15 protein-coding genes and 1 pseudogene are annotated in these 20,543 nt (G+C 68.8%); 6 read left to right on the forward strand and 10 right to left on the reverse strand.

Annotated features, from left to right (window positions below):
• Window positions 1-64 precede the first annotated feature (64 nt).
• The 3 genes and pseudogenes from NM961_RS24235 to NM961_RS22520 all read right to left on the reverse strand — a co-directional run bounded on the left by NM961_RS24235 (window position 65) and on the right by NM961_RS22520 (window position 4,204).
• Window positions 65-1,627: a glycosyl hydrolase family 18 protein gene (locus tag NM961_RS24235; RefSeq protein WP_439334241.1), complete on the reverse strand. Its 1,563-nt coding sequence runs from the start codon at window positions 1,625-1,627 to the stop codon at window positions 65-67.
• Window positions 1,607-2,110: pseudogene (locus NM961_RS24405) on the reverse strand (fibronectin type III domain-containing protein); the annotation flags it as partial. The pseudogene NM961_RS24405 and the gene NM961_RS24235, both read right to left, overlap by 21 nt.
• Window positions 2,111-2,938: 828 nt before the next feature.
• Complete coding sequence (locus tag NM961_RS22520) at window positions 2,939-4,204, reverse strand: TIGR03862 family flavoprotein (RefSeq protein WP_255916686.1); 1,266 nt, start codon at window positions 4,202-4,204, stop codon at window positions 2,939-2,941.
• A 208-nt stretch (window positions 4,205-4,412) separates the two neighbouring features.
• Between NM961_RS22520 and NM961_RS22525 the strand changes: the two genes are divergently transcribed.
• Window positions 4,413-5,252, forward strand: a complete 840-nt coding sequence (locus tag NM961_RS22525) for a hypothetical protein (RefSeq protein ID WP_255916687.1) — start codon at window positions 4,413-4,415, stop codon at window positions 5,250-5,252.
• A 155-nt stretch (window positions 5,253-5,407) separates the two neighbouring features.
• Here the strand turns inward: NM961_RS22525 and NM961_RS24075 are convergent, their stop codons facing one another.
• The gene (locus tag NM961_RS24075; protein ID WP_305119315.1) at window positions 5,408-8,527 is read right to left on the reverse strand and encodes a collagenase; all 3,120 of its coding nucleotides are present in this window, start codon (window positions 8,525-8,527) and stop codon (window positions 5,408-5,410) included.
• Window positions 8,528-8,988: 461 nt separating this feature from the next.
• Here NM961_RS24075 and NM961_RS22545 point away from each other — a divergent pair, with 461 nt between their 5' ends.
• The gene (locus tag NM961_RS22545) at window positions 8,989-9,432 is read left to right on the forward strand and encodes an Lrp/AsnC family transcriptional regulator (RefSeq protein ID WP_255916688.1); all 444 of its coding nucleotides are present in this window, start codon (window positions 8,989-8,991) and stop codon (window positions 9,430-9,432) included.
• A 202-nt stretch (window positions 9,433-9,634) separates the two neighbouring features.
• Entirely contained in the window at window positions 9,635-11,617 is a 1,983-nt protein-coding gene (locus NM961_RS22550) for a multicopper oxidase family protein (protein WP_255916689.1), read from the forward strand.
• A 202-nt stretch (window positions 11,618-11,819) separates the two neighbouring features.
• On the opposite strand, the gene NM961_RS22555 is transcribed toward NM961_RS22550, so the two are convergent.
• From NM961_RS22555 to NM961_RS22575, 5 genes are all read right to left on the reverse strand, one after another.
• Window positions 11,820-12,698 carry an OmpA family protein gene (locus tag NM961_RS22555; protein WP_255916690.1) on the reverse strand — a complete coding sequence of 293 codons (879 nt, stop codon included), beginning with the start codon at window positions 12,696-12,698 and terminating at the stop codon, window positions 11,820-11,822.
• Between the two features lie 2 nt (window positions 12,699-12,700).
• Window positions 12,701-13,066, reverse strand: a complete 366-nt coding sequence (locus NM961_RS22560; RefSeq protein WP_255916691.1) for a DUF4398 domain-containing protein — start codon at window positions 13,064-13,066, stop codon at window positions 12,701-12,703.
• A 23-nt stretch (window positions 13,067-13,089) separates the two neighbouring features.
• Window positions 13,090-13,398, reverse strand: a complete 309-nt coding sequence (locus tag NM961_RS22565; RefSeq protein WP_255916692.1) for a hypothetical protein — start codon at window positions 13,396-13,398, stop codon at window positions 13,090-13,092.
• 9 nt (window positions 13,399-13,407) lie between these two features.
• The gene (locus NM961_RS22570) at window positions 13,408-13,773 is read right to left on the reverse strand and encodes a hypothetical protein (RefSeq protein WP_255916693.1); all 366 of its coding nucleotides are present in this window, start codon (window positions 13,771-13,773) and stop codon (window positions 13,408-13,410) included.
• A gap of 170 nt (window positions 13,774-13,943) precedes the next feature.
• The gene (locus NM961_RS22575; protein WP_255916694.1) at window positions 13,944-14,630 is read right to left on the reverse strand and encodes a PDZ domain-containing protein; all 687 of its coding nucleotides are present in this window, start codon (window positions 14,628-14,630) and stop codon (window positions 13,944-13,946) included.
• A gap of 184 nt (window positions 14,631-14,814) precedes the next feature.
• On the opposite strand from NM961_RS22575, the gene NM961_RS22580 reads away from it, so the two are divergent.
• Window positions 14,815-15,672 (forward strand): DMT family transporter, encoded by an 858-nt coding sequence (locus NM961_RS22580; RefSeq protein WP_255916695.1) that lies wholly within the window; start codon window positions 14,815-14,817, stop codon window positions 15,670-15,672.
• A gap of 41 nt (window positions 15,673-15,713) precedes the next feature.
• Complete coding sequence (locus NM961_RS22585; RefSeq protein ID WP_255916696.1) at window positions 15,714-16,199, forward strand: NUDIX hydrolase; 486 nt, start codon at window positions 15,714-15,716, stop codon at window positions 16,197-16,199.
• Between the two features lie 97 nt (window positions 16,200-16,296).
• Here NM961_RS22585 and NM961_RS22590 read toward each other — a convergent pair whose 3' ends face one another.
• Window positions 16,297-18,726 carry a zinc-dependent metalloprotease gene (locus NM961_RS22590; protein ID WP_255916697.1) on the reverse strand — a complete coding sequence of 810 codons (2,430 nt, stop codon included), beginning with the start codon at window positions 18,724-18,726 and terminating at the stop codon, window positions 16,297-16,299.
• Window positions 18,727-18,894: 168 nt separating this feature from the next.
• Between NM961_RS22590 and NM961_RS22595 the strand changes: the two genes are divergently transcribed.
• Window positions 18,895-20,543: ATP-binding cassette domain-containing protein (locus tag NM961_RS22595; protein ID WP_255916698.1), on the forward strand; the 1,649-nt coding region annotated here is incomplete at its 3' end.

Here is a 20,543-nt window from a genome sequence, read left to right on the forward strand (position 1 = left end):
GAAAAACGGCGGCGCGAATACCGCGCCGCCGTCCATCCGCTGTCAGCCGTGCGGATTCACGCCATCACTGCAGACCGTCCTTGATCGCCTGGGCCATGGAGCCCTGCGCATCGTCGCCGCTGAATTCCCAGAAGAAGGCGCCGCCCAGTCCCTGGTTCTTCACGTACTGCATCTTCTCGAACACCAGGGCCGGATCGTCGTAGCTCCAGAACTGGTTGCCGCTGAGCAGCCAGTGGGCGCGCGCGGTGGCGTCGGTGAAGTGGCTGCCGGACTTGGTCTTGAGCACCTTGTAGTCCTCGTTGCCGGCTTCATACGTGCCCGGCGCCGCGCTGCCGCTCTGGTACAGGCCGTTGTTGGCCGAGGACACGTTGGTCCAGCCGCGGCCGTAGAAGCCGATGCCCAGGTTCAGCTTGGCCGCCGGCACGCCGCGGGTGCGGAAGGCCTGCAGCGCATCGTGGGTGTTGTACGAGCGTTGGTCGCCGGTGGAGGGATCGGCCGGCGAGCCGTACAGCGGCGAGTGGTGATTGGTCTGCGGATCCCAGGTGCCGTGGAAGTCGTAGGTCATCACGTTGATGTAGTCGAGGTACTGGTGGTAGGTGCCCGGATCGGTGACGCGGATCTTGTCCACGCCGGCACCGGCGGCGATGGTCAGCAGCAGGCCCGGACGCACCAGATCGAGCTGGCGGCGGAACTCGGCCAGCAGCGCAGTGAAGTTGGCATTGTCTTCCGGCGCGCCGCAGGCGATGCCGCAAGCCACGGGGTATTCCCAGTCCAGGTCTATGCCGTCGAACACGCCCGCCGCCGCGCCAGGGCCGCCGGCGCCGTCGGTCTGCGGCAGGTTGCCGCGGATGTAGGCGTCGATGCACGAAGCCACGAAGGCCTGGCGGTTTTCCGGCCGCGCCGCGCTGGAGAAGCCGCGCGACCAGGTCCAGCCGCCGAGCGAGATCAGCACCTTGAGGTTGGGATACTTGGCCTTGAGCTTCTTGAGCTGGTTCCAGTTGCCGCGCAGCGGCTGGTCCCAGGTATCGCCGACGCCGTCCACGCTTTCGCCGGCCTGGAAGGACTTGGTGTAGTCGGCGAACGCATCGCCGCCCTCGCCGGTGGATTCGTTGGTCGGAATGGTCACGCCGACCTGGCAGCGGTTGTTGCGCACATTGCCGAAGGCGTAGTTGATGTGGGTGAGCTTGGCCGCGGTGTTGCTGGTATCGATGTTCTTGACGCGGTAGTTGCGGCCGTAGATGCCCCACTGGGCGAAGTAGCCGATCACGTTCTTGCTGCCGCCGACGATGATCTGCTTGGTGCGCGCGGTGATCGGCGCGCTCTGCGCCGAGGCGCCGGCTTCGCTGACGGCGGCTACGGTGAAGCTGTAGGCGGTGTCGGGCGCGAGGCCGTTGTTGGTGAAGCTGTTGGTGGTGGACTCACCCTGCTGCACACCGCCGCGGAATACGCGGTATTTCACCGTGCAGTTCGGGCCGGCGGCGACGTTGCCCCAGCCCAGGCTGATGCTGGTGGTCGTCTGCGCCGGCGAGGCGAGGCCGGACGGCACCGATGGAATCGTGGTGCAGGTGCCATTGCCCGTGGTGCTGGCGCTGATCGCGGCCGACTGGGCCGAGGCGTTGGTGGCCACGTCGCGGGCGCGCACGGTGTAGCTGTAGCTGGTGCTGGCGCTGAGGCCGGTGTCGGTGAAGGTGGTCGCGGTGGGGCTGCCGACGATGCCGCCGTTGCGGTAGACGTCGTAGCCGGCCACGCCGCTGCCGCCGGTGTTGTCGGTGGAGGCCGACCAGGTCAGCGTGATCGAGCTGCTGGTGCTGGAGGGCGCGGCCAGGTTGGCCGGCACGCTGGGCGGCGTGATGTCGGTCTGGCCGGTGCCGCAGGCGCCGAGGTCCGCATACCAGCCGCAGCTGGGGCAATGCGTGGGCGGTGCATTCCAGATGGGTACGTTGGCCTGGTACAGACGGTTCTGGTAGACCATCTTGTCGCCGGGGCTGTAGATCGCCGACTGGCTCCAGGCGGCAACGCCGCTGCAATTGGCGGTCTGGGCCAGGGCCGACCAGCTGCTGCCGGCCAGGACGAGTGTGACGATGGAAGTTAAAGCCGATCGGAAGCGCATGTCCTTTACTCCGTTGCGAGAGGAAGTGCGGAGAGCGAAACCGGGGAGCGGCGCGGTCGCCTTGCATGGCGGTGCCTGCGTGCGGCGCAGTCGACGGCACCGGCTTCAGGGACCGGCGCACATGGCTCGGCAGCCGCGCCAGGCGCGGAACCGGACTGCGAGGACGAAAGCCCCGCCCGGCCGGCGCGCTCCGCTAGGCGAAGCCGGGCCGGCTGCAACGGCAGTACCGATACACCCTCCCCGAGTGTATCGACTGCGGCAAAGTACTTTTTTCAGCATCCGTGTCCCGGCTGGCAACGCCCCCGCATTGCCGCCGTGGGATCCGGACCCGGTCCGGTCCCTGCGTCCGCCGGTGCGCTGTGCGCCGGGGAGATTTCTTCCGTGAATGCGCGCGTTGTGGAAAACGCGACGCCGGATGCGCGGACTTCGCCGCAGCGTCGTGGCTTCATCCTGTCCGGCGATCCCCGCCGGCCAACTGCCGCTTGCGCGGCGCATCCCTGTCGGCGGCTACCGCCGCCAGCCCGACGCCGGGCGTACAGTGCGCGCCATTGACAACGTTGTCAACAACATGTCGAAGTGGACTTGAGCAGGCGGTCACAGTCCCGGATTCTTGTTGCGGTGCAGGAAAGAAACTCTGGCGCCAATTCAGCAGGATCGGCGCTGTCATGCAGGAATGCGTGCAAGTTGCCGCTCCAAGCCGGTGCAGGCAAACGGAATTTTGTCGCGGAGCTGCTGCCGTGCCCGCCGGCTGCGTGGCATGCCGCGTCCAGGGCACGCTGGCGTCAGGAATGACAACGAAGGGCAGGGCGTCTGGCGCGCGCCAGGTTCTCAGCCCGGCCCGGCGTCGGTGCCGTGTTGCAGCCAGCGCGCCGCGGCCAGGCCGGCGATGCGCCCGCTGGCCATGCTCGCGGTCAGCAGATAGCCGCCGGTGGGCGCTTCCCAGTCCAGCATCTCGCCGGCGCAGAACACACCGGGCAGGGCGCGCAGCATCAGGTTTTCGTCCAGCGCCTCCAGGCGTACGCCGCCGGCGCTGCTGATGGCCTCGGCGACGGGGCGCGGACGCAGCAGGCGCAGCGGCAGGGACTTGATCGCGGCGGCGAGATTTGCCGCATCTTCCATTTGTGATTTCTGCAGCACTTCGTAGAGCAGGCCAGCCTTGACGCCCTCGATGCCGGCCTGGCGGCGCAGGTGTTCGCTGAGCGAGCGGCGGCCGCGCGGCCGGGCCAGGGCCTGCTGCAACGCCGCGGCGGCGTGGCCGGGGGCGAGATCGAGCCGGATTTCCACGCCGCCATCGCGCGCGATTGCTTCGCGCAGATCGGCCGAGGCCGCATAGATCAGGCTGCCCTCGACGCCGCCGGCGGTGATGACGAATTCGCCCTGGCGGCTTTCGCGGCTGCCGTCTTGGCGCAGCCATTCCAGCGCGACGGGCTTGAGCGGCTGGCCGGCGTGGCGCGTGGCGAAATGCGCCGTCCAATCCACGTCGAAGCCGCAATTGGACGGCTGCAGCGGTGCCATGTCGACACCATGCGCGGCCAGCGGCGCGACCCATTCGCCGTCGGAACCCAGCACCGGCCAGCTCGCGCCGCCCAGCGCCAGCACGCAGGCGCGGGCCGCCAGTGCCTGCGTCGCACCGTCGCGGCCGCGCAGCAGCAGACGGCCCTGCGCATCCCAGCCGGTGAAGCGTTGCTGCACGTGGAAAGTCACGCCCTGTTCGCGCAGCCGGCGCACCCAGCCGCGCAGCAGCGGCGCGGCCTTGAGATCCGCCGGGAATACGCGGCCGGAGCTGCCGACAAAGGTTTCCACGCCCAGACCGCGCGCCCAGGCGCGCAGGGCGTCGGCGTCGAATGGCAGCAGCCAGTGCCGCACGGCGTCCGCACGCGCGCCGAAGCGTGCGACAAAATCCACAAAGGGTTCGGAGTGGGTGAGGTTGAGCCCGCCCTTGCCGGCGATCAGGAACTTGCGTCCGACCGAGCCCATCGCGTCGAACAGGTGCACCTTCGCGCCGGCGCTGCGCGCGGCCTCGGCGGCCATGAGTCCGGCCGGGCCGCCGCCGATCACGACGAGGTCCGCGCAGGCGGGGAGAGTGGCGGTCATGGGCGCGGCGGGTAACAAGGACGGGCGGCGGATGATACTGGATCGGCTCCGGCCGGGCCGCGGGCCCGCGGCCGGCGGCCGTTGTGCCGCGGCACTCGCCGCGCCGGGGCCGGTTTCTGCAGCCGTTGCGTCAGGTTCTTCCGCGGATTCCGACCCTGCCGCGCCGGTTCCGACTAGCATCGCGTACCCACGAAACCAGGAGTTGCCGATGCGCCCATGGATCTTGTTCGCCGCACTGGCGCTGACAGCCTGCGACCGTCCGCCCGAACCCGCGGCGCCGGCCAGCGGCGAGGCGGCCAAGCCCGCCAAGCCCAAGCGCCTGCCGGGCGACGGCGTGCGCGTGCGCGCCATGGCGCCGCCGGCGGAACTGGCGCAGGCGCAGCCGGCAGCGCCATCGACGCCGCCGGCGCAACCGGCGCCGCGGGCGCCGCAGCCGGATTCGCCCAAGCTGGAGAAGCTGCGCGCCGGACTGGAGCAGGCCGGCTTCGGCGATCTGCGCGAGAAGATCGACTGGAGTGAGGTCGAGGAGGAATACGCCGACGCCGCCGCGCTGTTGCAGGCGGCCGGTCTGTGCGTCTGGTTCGATGTGGAGACCGGCATGTTCCCGAACGAACACGACGGCCTGCTGCGCCAGCTGGCCGCGGCGGCGGGCGACGATCTGGCCGGCGTGCTGTTCCAGGAAATTCCGCCCACGGAAGACGGCGACCAGGCTGAGGCGCCGTACCAGCTGCATGCCTATGCCGACGGCAAGCGCTGGAGCGTGACCGCGCGCAACTACGGCGACTGGTACGACGTCGACGCCGTGCTGCGCCTGGGCAATGCGCTGTTGCGCGACCGCGGCAGCGCCAAGCGCATGCTGTTGCTGTTCAGCGAGGACCAGACCGCGCAGGTCGTGGTGGCGCCGCAGGCGGTGCTGGGCGCAGCGCTGGAGCAGGGGCTGCTGCAGGCCGGCGACGAAGCTGCCGCGCGCGAGGCGGGCAAGGCGTTCGAGCAGGAGGTGCTGGAAAAGCTCAAGGCGGAGCGCGGCGCAGAGCGGGCCCCGCGCTAGGTCGCGCGGATGCTGCCGCCGTTGCAGCGGTATTCCGATCCGGCCGGCGCAGCCTGATCCGGTTCCGAATCTTGAATCGAATCCCCGCCCAAACGGGCCATCCCTGGCCCAGAGGGAACACTGCCGCCACGGGGGCTGGCGGCAGTGCCTGGGACTCAGTACTCAGTACTGATGGTGACGCCGCTGAACGCGCTGGCCGCATGCAGGCTGATGTAGAAATAGCCGGCGGGCGGGTTGTTGATGGTCAGGGTCTCGCCGTTGCCGCTGTTGACCGAGCGCTGCTGGTAGGCACTGGTGGTGGCCCAGGTCGCGCTGTTGGCATACAGGTTGGCATCGCCGGTGCCGCCGCTGGTCTTGATCCGCAGCTGGCTCACGCCGGCCGGCAGGTTCAGATAGAAGTAGGCGTAGTTGCCCTGGCTCGCGCTGATGTTGCTGCGCTTGCAGTTCTGCGCCAGCACGCGGGCATCGCTGCCGCTGCATTCCGGCAGGGTGCTGCCGCCGCTGACGGTCACGGTCTTGCTGACGCTGCGGCTGGCGCCGCCGTTGTCGGTGACGGTCAGGGTAACGGTGTAGCTGCCGGCGCTGGCATAGGTCTTGGACGGGCTGGTCGCGGTGGAGCTGCTGCCATCGCCGAAGTTCCAGCTGCGCGAGACGATGTTGCCGTCACTGTCGCTGGACGCGTCGCTGAAGCTGACGGCAAGACCGTTGGCGCTGAAGGTGAAGTTCGCCGTCGGCGGCTGGTTGGTCGACGGCGGCGTGTAGCTCGCGGTCAGGCTCACGCCGGAGAAGGCGGAGTAGCCGTTGAGCATGACGTGGTAGCGGCCGGCCTGCACGGTGCTGATGGTGCAGGTCTCGCTGTTGCCGCTGACGTACGGACGGCAGTCGTAGGTCGAGGTGGTCGGCGCGCTGCCGAAGCGCACGTACATGTCGGCATCGCCGCTGCCGCCGCTCATGACGAAGCGCAGGTTGGTCGCGCCGGCCGGCACGTCGAAGGTGAAGCCGAGCGTGGCGTTGGCTGCAGCGCTCAGGTTGGTCTTGGCCACGCCGTTCTGCAGCTCGGTACTGCCGCCGCCGCCGCCCGTCACCGTCACATTGCGCGACACGCTGTGGCTGGCGCCGGCGTTGTCGGTCACGCTGAGGCTGACCGCGTAGGTGCCGGCCGTGCTGTAGGTCTTGCTCGGGTTGGTGGCGGTGGAACTGGTGCCGTCGCCGAAGTTCCAGCTGCGCGAGGCGATATTGCCGTCGCTGTCGCTGGAGCCGTCGCTGAAGTTCACGCTCAGGCCGTTGGCGACGAAGCTGAAGTTTGCCACCGGCGGCACGTTGCTGCCGCCGCCGCAGCCGCTGCTGGACGGATTGGCGACGCAGGTGAGGAAGCTGCGGAACTCGGTGTCATAGCGCGTGCCCAGGCCGTTCATGAAGCTGGCGTAGCCGCTGTAGTTGCCCGGACGGAAATAGCCCAGGATGGAACTCACGTCGGCGCGGTGCTTCTCGAACATGAAGCGCACCGCCAGGTAGCCCCAGTTGTATACCCGCGTGGTGCCGCTGTTGTAGTCGTTCTGGAAGATGGTGCTGATCGGGTAGGTTCCCGCAGCGGCCTGGTTCACCGCGCCGGTATAGGTTTGGTTGCGGTAGCTGTAGGACATGTATTCGGCGAAGCCTTCCACCCACCACACCGTCTTCTGCGCCATGGCGGCGGAGAAGTCGCCGTACATGTTGAAGCGGCCGTCGAGGTAGTGCACGTATTCGTGGGTGAGGTTCCAGATCTCGAAGCTGGGCAGCAGCCATTCCGCCTCGTAGGCGATGAAGCGTGCCTGGTTGCCGGCCGCGGCCGGGTTGCCTTCGAGGTACATGCCGCCGTTGTTGGTATCGATGCCGAACAGCGCGCCGGCGTAGGTGCCGTAGTCGCTGCTGCTGTTGAACACGACCATTTCCAGCGCGCTGTTGTTGTCGTTGGCCACCGGCGTGTTGTTGCTGGCGACCTGCTGGTGGAAATAGGTTTCCTGGCCGGCGACGGTGGCGCAGGCAGTGTTGATCTCGGCCTGGGTCATGGACTGCACGCGCAGGCGCAGGGTGCTGCTGCAGTTGTAGGTGATGGGCAGCACCGAGGCTTCCAGGCGGGTCTGGAAGTCGCACAGGTTGTAGTAGCTGCAGTTGGCCTTGTCGTAGTAATCGACCATCTCGCCGATGCCGACCCACAGCGAGGCGGTGTTGCCGGTGACCGAACTGCGGTCGAGCAGGGTCTTGGCGCGCGAGCGGGCCAGGGTCTGCAGGCTGCCGGTGTACTGCAGGAAGCGGCCGAGTTCGCGGCCGGCGTTGGAGACCAGGTAGCTCTCGTCGCCGCCGAGCAGGCTGAAGTTGCGGTTGGCGAAGTTGTACAGCGTGTCGACGATGGACGTGTCGGACTGCACCAGGCTGACGAAGGCGCTGTCGTAGTGGCCGCGGAACAGTACGGTGAAGGCATTGTTCACCGCCGACTTCATCCAGAAGTAGGGCGAGTAGCGCGCGTTGTCGTAGTTGTCGAGCAGGCGCTTGACCACGGGCAGATAGCGCGCGTTCTCGCTGGAGCTGTCGATCAGGGTGACGAACTCGGCCAGGATCTCGCCGTGGGCGTCATTGACCAGGCCGAAGTTGGCATTGGCGGCGAAAGCATCCAGCGCCGGGCGGATCGCGTTGCGCAGGCTGGTGCCGTACGCGCCGACCGTGGCCGAATCGTAATACTGCACGTAGTAGCCGGCGCGCAGGAACAGGATCAGCTGCAGGGCGCCGCTGCTGTTGGTGCCGTTGTAGCTGGCCGCGGTGCTCTGCAGCGCATTGGCCACGGTGACCATCTGCGCTTCGCGGAAAGTCGAATAGGCGCTGTTGCCGGAAAGATTGAACAGGCTGTTGACGCAGTCGGTATCGACGGCCTTCAGCGCGTTCACCAGCGCGGTGCCGCTGAGGCTGCCGAACTGATTGCTGTCGCAGGCGGCCTTGAGGCCGCCGAAGGCTTCGGAAGGACGTGCGAGCTTGAGCGCGCCGGCGTCCTGCAGGTCGTAGTCGGAACGGTGGATTTGCTTGAGCGAGGACTGCGGCGCGCGCTGCGCCGCGGTCACGTGCTGCGCCTGCAGGCGGTGTGGCAGGCGGGCCACGGATTCGACCGCGGCGGACTTGCCTGCGCCGCTGCTGCGGGCGCCGGCGCGCATGCCTTCATCGGCGCCGGCCGAGGCCGGCAGAAGCACTGCGCCGAGCAGGGCGGCGGTCAGCAGTCTGGAACGGTAACGCACTGGGTACGACATGAACTCCCCTCCACGGAAATGATTGGATTCCCCCGATTCCGCGCCGCCGGCTCGAACGTCCGTTGCGGTGCGGCGGCGGAAATCTAGGAGGCGCGGGGACCGCCGTATTGTCATATTTATGGTTTAAATCGGCGGTATGCGCAAAATGGGGAGATTTATTTCATTTTCCCGCAATGCAGCAAAAATCATACAAAACAATAGCTTCTGCGCTGTGGCGCGCAAGGCCGAAAAGGCGGCGGGAAAATCGGGCGGGCGCCGGCGGGAAAATCCGCGGACTCCTGTCACGAAGCCGAAATCTCATACCGAAATCGACGCCATTCGCGTCGCCGGCCGCATGACAGTCGGACCCGGGCGCGCGAAATTGGCGCCCGCGGAGCCGGCCCAGCCATTGGACGCGATCCGCACCGCCGCCGGGGCCGCCAAATCGGCCTCCGCCACCGCCACTTTTTGCGGGGACCGCCATGAACGCTGTCGACGCCATCGATGCCAAGGATCGTTTGCTGCTGGATCTGCTCTACCGCAACGCCCGCCTGCCGCTGAAAACCATTGCCGCCCGGGTCGGGCTGGCGCGCAGTTCGGTGCGCGAGCGTGTCGCGCGGCTGGAAAGCCGCGGCGTGATCCGCGGCTACCGCGCCGACGTGGAGTGGCCGGCGGCGCTGCCGGCCATCCAGGCCTATTTCACCCTGCGCCTGAAACACACCCCGGCACCGGGCCTGGTGCGGCGCCTGCGCGAGCGGCCGGAGCTGGAGCGCTGCTGTTCCATAGGCGGAGAGATCGACCTGATCCTGAGTGCGCGGGCCGAATCCCTGCTCGCGCTGAACAGCCTGCGCGACTGGCTGGCCGAGCAGGCCGAAGTCGCCTCGGTGGTGACCTCGGTGGTGCTGAACGAGGAATTCCGCCGCTGACGGCGGGCGCGGCGGAATTTTTTGCGCCGCGGCGATAGCTTTTGTTGCAATTTCCCGATTGGGTTAGCGTCGGCCGGCGACGGGGGCGGCGGCGCGGACTGGCCTGCGCACCCGGCTGCGGGCTTGGCTGGGCCATCAACAAGGGGAAAATCGGATGAACCACGACGGTGCGTGCAAGGCGCGGCGCGATGGCGCGCGCGCGATGAAACCGATTCACCGGCGGCTGGCCGTGCTGGCCGCCGCCCTGGCTGCGGCGCTGCCGCTGCAGGCGGCCGAGCGCGTGGACGCGCAGCCGGTGCCGGCGCAGATCCTGCGCGCCGCGGACGCCGCGGCGGGCGCGCTCAAGGCCGCCGGGCCGCGCCGGCTGTCCGGCGTAGCCGCGCACGAGGCGCGGCTGGAGCTGGATATCGACTTCACCACCTCGACCATCTTCAACCCCGCCACCGGCGAGTTCGACACGGTGAAGCTGCGTTCCTACCGCAGCCCCGGCACGGAGCCGCGCGTTCCCTTCGTCGCGCCGCTGATCGAGGTGCAGCCCGGCGAGACCGTGCGCATAGGCCTGAACAACAAGCTGCCGGCCGAGCCGGACTGCGCCAGGCAGGTCGACAGCATCAACGTGCCGCACTGCTTCAACCACACCAACCTGCATTCGCACGGGCTGTGGGTCAGCCCCAGCGGCAACAGCGACAATGTGCTGATAGCCCTGCTGCCCGGCGTGCGCTTCGAATACGAATACAACATCCCGGCGGATCATCCCGCGGGCACCTTCTGGTATCACCCGCACATGCACGGCTCAACCGCGCTGCAGGTGTCCAGCGGCATGGCCGGCACCCTGATCGTGCGCGGCAACCGCCGCCCGACGGCGGAGCACAACGGCGACATAGACACCCTGCTGCAGCGCGACGGCGCGCCGGTGACCGAGCGCGTGGTGCAGGTGCAGCAGGTTCAGTACGCCTGCCGCGACGAGAACAACCAGATCAAGACGCACAAGGTCGACGGCAAGGTGGTGGCCTGGGTCTGCGACAAGAAAACGAAAGATGTCGGCCAGATCACCGGCTACGACCAGTTCGGCCAGACCAGCTGGAAGGAGTCCGGCCGCTATACCAGCATCAACGGGCAGATCCTGCCGACCTTCCGCGGCGCGCGCAGCGGCGCGCTGGAGCGCTGGCGCGTCGTCCATGCCGGCGTGCGCAACAGCGTGAATCTGCAATTCAGGAAGATGAAAAGCGGAGCCAAGTCCTTCGATCGCCTGCGCACTCAGGAGCTGGCCGGCTGGGTCGACAGGAACTGCACCGGCGAGCTGCTGCCGCAGTGGGAAATCGCCGCCGATGGCCTGACCCACGGACGCATCGTGCGCAAGACGCAGAACGTGCTGCAGCCGGGCTATCGTAGCGATGTGCTGGTGGTGTTCCCCGAGGCCGGCGACTACTGCGTGATCGACGGCGATGCCGCCGCGGACGAGAGCGTGACCTGGGCCGCCGAAAGCCGCCAGGTGCTGGGCAAGGTCACGGTGGAGCAGGGCGAGACCGTGCCCGCGGATCTGCAGGCCTATCTGACGGCGCAGCTCTCGGCCATGGCCGATGCGACCCAGGAGCCGGCCATCGCCGCGCGCATCAAGTCCGGCCTGGCCGATGGCCTGCGCACCGAGCTGTTCGCGCCGCATGCGGACATCGCCGACAGCGAGCTGACCAAGCCCGGCCAGACCATGACCTTCGATATTCCCAAGGTGAAGGTGAAGAACCCGAAATACCCGCCGGAACTGCCGGAATTCATCGAACAGTTCGAGTTCCGCGTCGGCGACGAGGCCTACAACCCGAAACATGCGCGCGAACTGGTGCTGGGCCGGGCCGAGGAATGGGAACTGTCCTCACTGGTCGGCAGCCATCCCTTCCATATCCATGTGAATCCGTTCCAGGTCGTGCGCATTGTCGATGACAAGAACCGCGAGCTGAGCGCGCAGGATCTGGAAAAGGATCCGGTCTATGCCGGCGTGCTGGGCACCTGGAAGGACACGCTGTGGATCAAGGGCGGCTACAAGCTCTACGTGCGCACGCGCTACCAGCGCTACATCGGCGAATACGTGCTGCATTGCCATATCCTCGATCATGAGGACCAGGGCATGATGCAGAACGTGCGTGTGGTGCTGCCGGATGGCAAGGGTGGGGGCGTGTACGGGCATCATTGAGGCCGGGATTCGGGATTGGGGCCTCTTCCCACGCTGCAAGGGTGGCGATGCGCCTGTGATCGAAGCAGCTCGATACAAAGAAAAAACCGCGCCCTGGTGCGCGGTTTTTTCCTTTCCGTATTGGCAGCTGTGCGGCGCTGGCGTGTTCAGCCTGCCGTGGCAGCCGGTATTCCGCCTTCGCGCAATACGCAGCAGCCGCAGCTCAGCGCTGCGCGACCGTATTCTGCACGATCACTTCGACGCGGCGGTTCTGCAGGCGGCCGCCGGCGCTGCTGTTGTCGGCGACGGGGAAGTCCGGCCCCATGCCGCGCACAGTGATGCGCTGCGGGTTGACGCCGCGGCCGATCAGATAGGACTGCACCGACTGGGCGCGGCGCAGCGACAGGTCGACGTTGTGTTCGCGCGAGCCGGTGGCGTCGGTATGGCCTTCGATTGCGACGCTGCCGCGGTCGTCGGTGCGCAGGGCTTCGGCGAGCTGGTCCAGGCCGCGGGTGGCGCCCGGCTTGAGTTCGGCGCGGTTGGTCTCGAACAGCACGTCGCCCAGGGTCACGACCATGCCGCGCTGGGTCTGCTTGGCTTGCAGTTCGGCCAGCTGGATGCGCGCCAGTTCGGCATCGTTGCGCGCCTCGGCGGCGGCGAAGCGCTCTTCCTGGGCGCGCAGTTCGGCGCGGCGCGCCGCATCGGCCGCGGCATCGGCGTCGGCGCGGGCGATGGAAAGATCGCGGGCGCGCGCTTCGGCCAACAGCCGCTCGCGGTCCTGCGCCAGCTCCTGGGCGCGGCGTTCGGCGTGGCGGGCCAGGCCTTCGGCCTCGGCCGTGCGCACCAGGCGATCGGCGATATAGACGCCGTGGTCGAACAGCGGCCGTTCCAGGCGGCGGCCGTCGGCGGCCAGCACGGCGACGGCGTCGTCGGCCTTGGCCAGTTCGGCCTGAGCGTTGGGGCCTACGCGCGGATCATTGTGCAGGCGCTGCAGTTCGCCTTGCAGGCGCACGATCTCGGGCGCCGGGCCGCGCGGCATGCCGGCGCAGGCGGAAAGCAGCACTGTGGAAATGGCGATGAATGTCATGCGTGCGGGCTTCATGGTCAGCCTCCTGCGCTGTCGACTTCGACGCGCAGGGCGCGCAGCGCGTCTTCGATTTCCTGGGTGGCCGCCTCGGCGCGTGCCTGGCGGCTGCGCGCCTCGGCGAGGTTGGCATCGGCGCGGGTCTTTTCCGCGGCGAGCATGCTGTCGGTCCAGTCGCGCGCGTTGGCCAGGCCCTCGGCCTGGGCCATGCCGTTGCGCGCGTTGCCCAGGTCGGATGCGGCCAGCTCGGCAGCGCCGGCGCGTTCGGCGGCCTGCAGTGCGGCGGCGGCGGCGGTCATGGCCAGCTCGGCGTCGTGCCGGCTGGCGGCGCCGGCCAGGCCGGGCAGGGCCAGCGCCGCCGCGAGAATCAGGGCAGTTGCTTTCATGGCGGTCCTCCTTGCGTAGGTGTTTACCAGCGCTGGAATTCGCGGGCGGAAATGCGCCGGTCGTTGTTGCTGTCGGCGTAGTCGAAGTCGTTGGCCAGGGTCAGGTAGGCGCGCGCCTCGATCTCGTCGATCGCACCGTCGCCGTTGCGGTCCAGCGCGGCGAAGGCGGGGCGCGCTTCCGCCGGCCGCGGCGGCGGCTGGCCATAGCGCACGATGAGATCGCCGCGCGGATCGGCGAAGCGGATCTCGCGCAGGTTGTCGCCGGAGCGGTCCGCCTGCGCCGCGGCGGCGCCGGCGAGGGTGCAGAGGATCAGCACAGACAGGGCTTTCATGACGCCACCTCAGCGCATCTTGGCGCGCAGCTCCCGGCCCAGTTCGGCCAGTGCGTGCACGGCTTCTGAAAAACGCGGCGAAATTTCTTTGGCCAGGCGCGGCAGCGGGCCGGACTTGCGGCTGCCGTTGTGCAGCAGCCGGGTCACCGCGGCGACGCCCACGCCGACGGCGACAGTCAGCGGCACCAGCACCTTGGGCGATTTGAGGCGCTGCGCGGTGGCGGCGAGGGCGCGGCGCGGCTTGATCTCGGCGGATTTCTTCACCGCGACAGTACCGGCGCTGCTGCGCGCCGGACGCTTGGCAGCGCGCGTGGCGCCATTGGCGGCGCCGTTGCCGCTGGAAGCCGTCTTGCGGGAGGTGGTCTTGCTTGGCATGGCCCGACTCCTGTGGGTGGGAATGGCCCCTCACTCCCACAGGTTTCATGCCATGCTGTGTCCGCCGCTAACTCACTGTGATTGCTGGTGATCCGGAACTACGGCCGGCCTTGCCATCCAGGCAGAAAGCCCATTCGCCCGGCGTGGTCGTGCAGCCTGCCCGGAGCGGACTAGTCGCTGCCGAAGCTGCGTCCCAGCTGCACCTTGCGCTGCAGCGCTTCGCCATTGCGCGTGATGCTGAGCGTGACGATCTTGCCCATGCGCTGCTTGAGCACGGCCTGGAAAGCAGTGCGGCCTTCGACCGGCTGGCCGTCGATGGCGCGGATTACGTCGTTGCTGCGCAGATTGGCGCGCGAGGCCGGGCTGTCGCCGACGATCTCGCCCAGGCGCACGCCGGCGCCGAACTGCTTTTTCTCCGCCGCGCTAAGATCGCGGAAGCTGGCGCCGAACACCAGGCGCAGGCGCACGAAATAGGCGGCGCTCAGCGGATCGGCCGCGGCCGGGTCGGCGTAGAGGCGGATCTTGTCCGCGCCGACGGCGCGGCCCTGGGCGGCGATCCATTCGCGCGCCGCGGCATCGTCGCTGCGATGGCGGCTGTTGCCGATCAGCACATAGCCCTGCGGCGTGAGCAGCTCCTGGTCGGCCGCCGGCGTCTTGCCGGCGAGGATCTCGGCGGCGGCGGCCGGTGCGGCGGCGCGCAGCGGGTCGATCACGGCAGCTTCGCGTCCGGCCACGGCTTCGTAGCGGTCGGCCGCGTCCCGGGCCGCTTCGGCCGGTGTTTCGTAGACCACGCTGCGCGTGGCGGCGCAGCCGGAAAGCAGGGCGATGCAGCACAGCAGGGTCAGGCGCAACTTCATGCAGGTTTCTCGCGTACGGCCGGTGCGCCAGCATGCCGCCGCGCGCTTGACTGTGCTTTGAATGCGGTCGCAAAGCGCCGGATTGGGTTGCATGCTGCAAGCCGGTGGCGCGTGCGCGATTGGCTCTTGTCCGGCGGCCTGCGCTGTGGTCTTTATCCGGCTTCGACCTTGCGGTATTCCCGTCATGATTTCGTACAGGCGCGGCGCGCTCTTCATGCTGGCCGCGGTGGGCACGTTCTCGTTCATGGACATGGGCATGAAGCTGCTCAGTCCGCACTATCCGGCCATGCAGGTGGCCGCGCTGCGCGGCCTGGCTTCGTGGCCCTTCGTGATGCTGTGGGTGCTGCTCGCCGGCGGACCTGGACAGCTGCTGCGGGTGCGCTGGTCGCTGCACCTGCTGCGCGGTGCGCTGGCCGTCGGCATGCTGGTGACCTTTGCCTACGCCCTGCGCAGCCTGCCGCTGGCCGAGGCGTATGCGCTGTTCTTCGTCGCGCCGCTGATGATTACGGCCCTGGCCGTGCCGCTGCTGGGCGAGCGCGTGGGCTGGCGCCGCTGGTGCGCGATCGCGGTCGGCCTGGCCGGCGTGGTGGTGGTGCTGCGGCCCAGCGGCGCGGGCATGCTGTCGCTGAGCGGCCTGGCCATGCTGGCCGCAGCGCTGTGCTACGCAGCCAGTGCGATCAGTGTGCGCCTGCTCGGCCGCACCGACACCACCCAGGCCATGGTGTTCTGGATGCTGACCCTGCTGTCGATCTTCGCCGTCGCGCTGGCCTGGCCTGAATGGCGTGCGGTGCGCAGCGAGCATTTCCTGCTGCTGGCCGGCATCGGCGTCAGTGGCGCCATAGGCCAGTACTGCGTGACTGAAGCCTTCCGCGATACGCCGGCCTCGGTGGTGGCGCCGCTGGAATACACCGCGCTGGTCTGGGCGCTGGCCCTGGACTGGCTGCTGCTGCACACTTTCCCGGCGCCGCTGACCCTGCTCGGCGCCGGCATCATCGTCGCCAGCGGCCTTTACCTGATCCGCAGCGAAGGCCGCGCCGGTTGATTTTTCCGCCCATTTTTCATTGCTGACGGTTGCCGCGATCCATGCCCTATACCCCGATAGTCGCCACCCTGGGCTATGTGCTCTCGCCCGACCGCCGCCGCGTGCTGATGATCCACCGCAACGCGCGCGCCCAGGATCACCACCTGGGCAAGTACAACGGCCTGGGCGGCAAGCTGGAGCCCGACGAGGACGTGCTGGCCGGCATGCGCCGGGAAATCCTTGAGGAAGCCGGCATCCACTGCACCGAATTGAGCCTGCGCGGCACCATCAGCTGGCCCGGCTTCGGCAAGCACGGCGAGGACTGGCTGGGCTTCCTGTTCCTGATTACCGCCTACGAAGGCACGCCGCTGGAGCGCAATCCCGAAGGCGCACTGGAATGGGTGGAGCGCGAGCGCCTGTCCGAGCTGCCCATGTGGGAAGGCGACCGCCAGTTCCTGCCGCTGGTCTTCGACGACGACCCGCGTCCGTTCCATGGCGTGATGCCGTACCGGGACGGACGCATGCTTTCCTGGCGCTATTCGCGGTAGCGCCGGGATTGGTGATCCGGGATTCGGGATTTGCAAAAGCGGTTGCGGGATTCGGCTGTTGCGAATCCGGAATCCCGCCATCCCAAATCCTGGCTCCTCAGATCGGCGCCCCCGGCGGCACCGCCGGCAGCGGGCGCAGCTTCACCGACTTGGGATCGGCCAGGTATCTGCCGATCAGCGCTGCAGCTTCGCGCCGGTTGGCGACCAGATTGTCGCCGCCGCCGCCAGTGTGCTGCAGCCACTGCTGCCAGTTGCCGAGGCGCGCACGCACTTCGGCGTCGACCTGGGCGTGCAGCTGGCCGCCGTCCAGCGCGGCGAGCAGGGCGTCCAGCGTGGTCCAGTTCGCGGCCAGCTGTACGGCGCCGGCGGCGGGCTGCTTGTCGCCGCCGCCGGCGCGCTGCCAGGTGGCGGCGAAGGCGGCGTCCAGCACCTCGGCCACGCCGGGCTGCTGTGCGTCGCGCGCGTGCTGCCAGGCCAGGCGGTTGAGGCGGGCGGGATCGAACAGGAATTGCAGGGTCTGCGCGCTGGCCGAGGCGGCGGCGGAGAGCGGGTCGAACAGCGGGCCGTTGCGCGTCGCGAAGTATTCGCGCGTGCGTTCGTAGTCGTTGCCGGGCGGCGTGGCGCTGTCGAGCACATTCGGCGGCAGCGCGAGTTCGGCCGCGCTCAGGGTGCGCAGCAGGCGCTGCAGCGCGGCGCGCTGCTCGGCCGCGGCCACGACCTGGGTGCCGGGCGCGGTATCGCCGGCCAGGCCGTAGCGGTAGCTGGCGCCGCCGAGCAGGCGCGCCACGGCTTCGGTCTGGTAGCGGTGCAGCAGATACACCGGCACCAGACGCGCTTCGATCTCGCCGAGCTGGCGCTGCGGCGGCAGCACGCCGCGGCCGAATTCGTCCAGCGCGCGGCGGCGCACGCTCATCAGTTCGTCGAAGGTCTTGAGCGAATCCGGGCCGTAGTCCCACAGCAGGCCATCGGGATGAGCCGCGCCCGGGCTGCGCGCATCGTTGTCGCTGACGTATTCCAGGCCGGCGGCAGCGGCCTGTCTGCGCAGCTCGGCCAGCGCGCTTTCCTCGCTGCCCGGCGCGAACTCGCCGTAGGCGTGCTTGACCACGAATTCATCCCAGGGGCCGACGCCGCTGCCGTAGGCCGGCTGCAGCGCGGGCAGTCCCTGGGCATCGCTCAGGCCCAGCAGCGGGTGCGGATAATCCAGCACCGAGCCGTTGCCGTGGCGGCTGGCGGCAAAGTTGTGGGCGAAGCCCAGCGCATGGCCGACTTCGTGCGCGGCCAGCTGGCGCAGCCGCGCCAGCGCCATCTCCTGCGCGCGCTGCTTGAGCGCATCGCCGTTGTCGCGGGCGTACGGCGCCAGCAGCGCCTCGGCGATGAGGATGTCCTGGCGCACGCGCTGCGAGCCCAGCGTCACCGAGCCCTTGATGATCTCGCCGTTGCGCGGATCGGTCAGCGCCGCGCCGTAGGACCAGCCGCGCGTGGCGCGGTGCACCCAGCTGATGACGTTGTAGCGGATGTCCATGGGATCGGCGCCGGGCGGCAGCAGCTCGGCGCGGAAGGCGTCCTTGAAGCCGGCTTTCTCGAACGCGCCGCGCCACCAGTTGGCACCTTCGAGCAAGGCCGAACGCACCGGCTCGGGCGTGCCGGGATCGAGATAGAACACGATGGGCTTCTTCACCGGGCTCAGCGCCGCGGCCGGATCGGTCTTTTCCAGGCGGAAACGCGGCTGCACGCGCACTTCCAGGCTGTCGGCCAGCGGCTGGGAGAAATCGTAGACGCCCTGGCTGAAGGCGCCCGAGGCCGGATGGTAGCGGCGCGCGCGGAAGCCGTCGGCGGGGAAGCGCACCAGGCTCAGATGCTGGCGCAGGCTGAGCGCGGTCGGGTCCATGCTCACCTGGCGCACGAATTCGCCCTTGCCGTCGCCTTCAAAGGTGAGCAGCGCTTCCAGCTCGGTGTTGTCGGGGAAGCTGCGCGCCTCGTCCAGCAGCACGGCGCTGCGCTCCTTGTCCACCGAATACTTGCCCTGCTCGGCGCCTTCCAGGCGCTGCGCCACGCCGTGGCGGTCCGACAGCAGGAAGGAGGAGAAATCCGCCAGCACGCGCGTGCTGCGCGCCGAGTGCAGGATCTCGCCGGACCACAGCACCGATTCGGCGAACGCCTCGCGCGCGCTGGCGCGTTCGGCCGGATTGGCCGCGCTGGCGAGGAAGCGCGTATTGCGCTCCACCAGCAGCAGGCGCGGCCCGGCGCGGCGGAATTCCACCTCGCGCACATTGCCGGGCTGGCCGCGGTCCAGGCCCACGTCGTTGGAACCCAGGCCGTGGGGCAGGGAAGTGACCAGCAGCAGCGGCGTGTCCAGGCGTTCCACGCCCAGCAGCAGGCGGCCCTTGGCCGGATCGGTCCAGACTTCGAGGAAGCCTTCCTTGCGCTGCAGGCCGTCCAGTACGTCCGCCGCGGCGGCGTGGGCGGCAGGGACGAGGCCGGCGGCAAGCAGGGCGAGGACGGCGTAGCGGCGCAATGCGGCGTGCATGGGACGTTCCAGACAGGCGGAAGCCCGACCTTAGCCGGCCGCAACCGGCGCGGTAAATGACGAAAGTCCTGCGCGCGGCGCAGGATCCTGCCAGACACGGCCGCGCCGAACTGGCGCCGGCCGCGGCGGCTGCTATCCTGCGCGGTCTTTACTCACCGTGTGCCTGCCATGCCCCTGCTGCAACTGCGCAATATCGACTACAGCGTCGGCGGTCCGCTGCTGCTGGACCAGATCGAATTCACGCTGGAGGCGAACGAGCGCGTCTGCGTGGTCGGCCGCAACGGCGCCGGCAAATCCACCCTGCTCAAGCTGATCGCCGGCGAGATACGCCCGGACGACGGCGTGATCCAGCTTGAAGGCGGCGTGCGCATCGCGCGGCTGGCGCAGGAAGTGCCGCAGGCCACCAGCGGCGCGGTGTTCGACGTGGTCGCCCGGGGCCTGGGCGAGCTGGGTACGTGGCTGGCCCAGTTCCATCATCTGAGCCATGCGCTGGACGTGCCCGGCAATATCGAGGCCATGGCCGCGGTGCAGGCGCGCATCGAAGGCGTGCAGGGCTGGGATCTGGACCGCCGCGTCGGCGAAGTGCTGCAGCGGCTGGAGCTGCCCGAAGAAGCGGATTTCGCCGCGCTGTCCGGCGGCATGAAGCGCCGCGTGCTGCTGGCCCAGGCCCTGGTGCAGGCGCCGGACGTGCTGCTGCTGGACGAGCCGACCAATCACCTGGACATCGAATCCATCGCCTGGATGGAAGAATTCCTGCGCCAGTTCAACGGCAGCATCGTCTTCATCACCCATGACCGCAGCTTCCTGCGCGCGCTGGCCACGCGCATCGTCGAGATCGACCGCGGCAAGCTGACCAGCTGGCCCGGCGACTACGACAACTACCTGCGCCGGCGCGAAGAGCGCCTGCATGCCGAGGCGCAGGAAAACGCGCGCTTCGACAAGCTGCTGGCGCAGGAGGAAGTGTGGATACGCCAGGGCATCAAGGCCCGCCGCGTGCGCGACGAAGGCCGCGTGAAGCGGCTCAAGCAGATGCGCCAGGAGCGCGCCGAGCGGCGCGAACTCGGCGGCAACGTGCGCATGGAGCTGGCCGACGCCGCACGTTCGGGCAAGCGCGTGATCGAGGCGAAGAACGTGTATTTCGCCTACGGCCGCCGCCCCATGCTGGTGAATTTCTCCTGCAATATCCAGCGCGGCGACCGCATCGGCATCATCGGCCCCAACGGCTCGGGCAAGACCACGCTGATCAGCCTGCTGCTGGGCCAGCTGGCGCCGGACCGCGGCGAGATCCAGCTCGGCACCAATCTGGAGATCGCCTATTTCGACCAGCACCGCATCCAGCTGCGCGATGACCTGAACGCGCTGGACAATGTTTCGGAAGGGCGCGAATACATAGAGCTGAACGGGTCGCGCAAGCATATCGTCGGCTATCTGCAGGATTTCCTGTTCACGCCGGAACGCGCGCGCGCGCCGATCACCGCCCTTTCCGGCGGCGAGCGCAACCGCCTGCTGCTGGCCAAGCTGTTCGCCAAGCCGTCCAACCTGCTGGTGATGGACGAACCGACCAACGACCTGGACGTGGAAACCCTGGAGCTGCTGGAAGACCTGCTGACCGATTATTCCGGCACCTTGCTGCTGGTCTCCCATGACCGCGCCTTCATCGACAACGTGGTGACCAGCACCCTGGTGCTGGAAGGCGAGGGCCGCGTCGGCGAATTCGTCGGCGGCTACAGCGACTGGGTGCGCCAGCGCCCGACGCCGCGCGGCGGCGCCCGCGGCAGCGGCGCCGCCGCCAAGCCCGCGGCGCCCGCGCCCGCGGC

Source organism: Tahibacter harae, assembly GCF_024437735.1.
GTDB classification, from domain to species: domain Bacteria; phylum Pseudomonadota; class Gammaproteobacteria; order Xanthomonadales; family Rhodanobacteraceae; genus Tahibacter; species Tahibacter harae.

Coding starts and splice junctions, on each gene's coding strand:
- NM961_RS22520 (WP_255916686.1), bottom strand. CDS start 4,204: ATGACCGCCACTCTCCCCGCCTGCGCGGACCTCGTCGTGATCGGCGGC.
- NM961_RS22525 (WP_255916687.1), top strand. CDS start 4,413: ATGCGCCCATGGATCTTGTTCGCCGCACTGGCGCTGACAGCCTGCGAC.
- NM961_RS24075 (WP_305119315.1), bottom strand. CDS start 8,527: ATGTCGTACCCAGTGCGTTACCGTTCCAGACTGCTGACCGCCGCCCTG.
- NM961_RS22545 (WP_255916688.1), top strand. CDS start 8,989: ATGAACGCTGTCGACGCCATCGATGCCAAGGATCGTTTGCTGCTGGAT.
- NM961_RS22550 (WP_255916689.1), top strand. CDS start 9,635: ATGAAACCGATTCACCGGCGGCTGGCCGTGCTGGCCGCCGCCCTGGCT.
- NM961_RS22555 (WP_255916690.1), bottom strand. CDS start 12,698: ATGAAGCCCGCACGCATGACATTCATCGCCATTTCCACAGTGCTGCTT.
- NM961_RS22560 (WP_255916691.1), bottom strand. CDS start 13,066: ATGAAAGCAACTGCCCTGATTCTCGCGGCGGCGCTGGCCCTGCCCGGC.
- NM961_RS22565 (WP_255916692.1), bottom strand. CDS start 13,398: ATGAAAGCCCTGTCTGTGCTGATCCTCTGCACCCTCGCCGGCGCCGCC.
- NM961_RS22570 (WP_255916693.1), bottom strand. CDS start 13,773: ATGCCAAGCAAGACCACCTCCCGCAAGACGGCTTCCAGCGGCAACGGC.
- NM961_RS22575 (WP_255916694.1), bottom strand. CDS start 14,630: ATGAAGTTGCGCCTGACCCTGCTGTGCTGCATCGCCCTGCTTTCCGGC.
- NM961_RS22580 (WP_255916695.1), top strand. CDS start 14,815: ATGATTTCGTACAGGCGCGGCGCGCTCTTCATGCTGGCCGCGGTGGGC.
- NM961_RS22585 (WP_255916696.1), top strand. CDS start 15,714: ATGCCCTATACCCCGATAGTCGCCACCCTGGGCTATGTGCTCTCGCCC.
- NM961_RS22590 (WP_255916697.1), bottom strand. CDS start 18,726: ATGCACGCCGCATTGCGCCGCTACGCCGTCCTCGCCCTGCTTGCCGCC.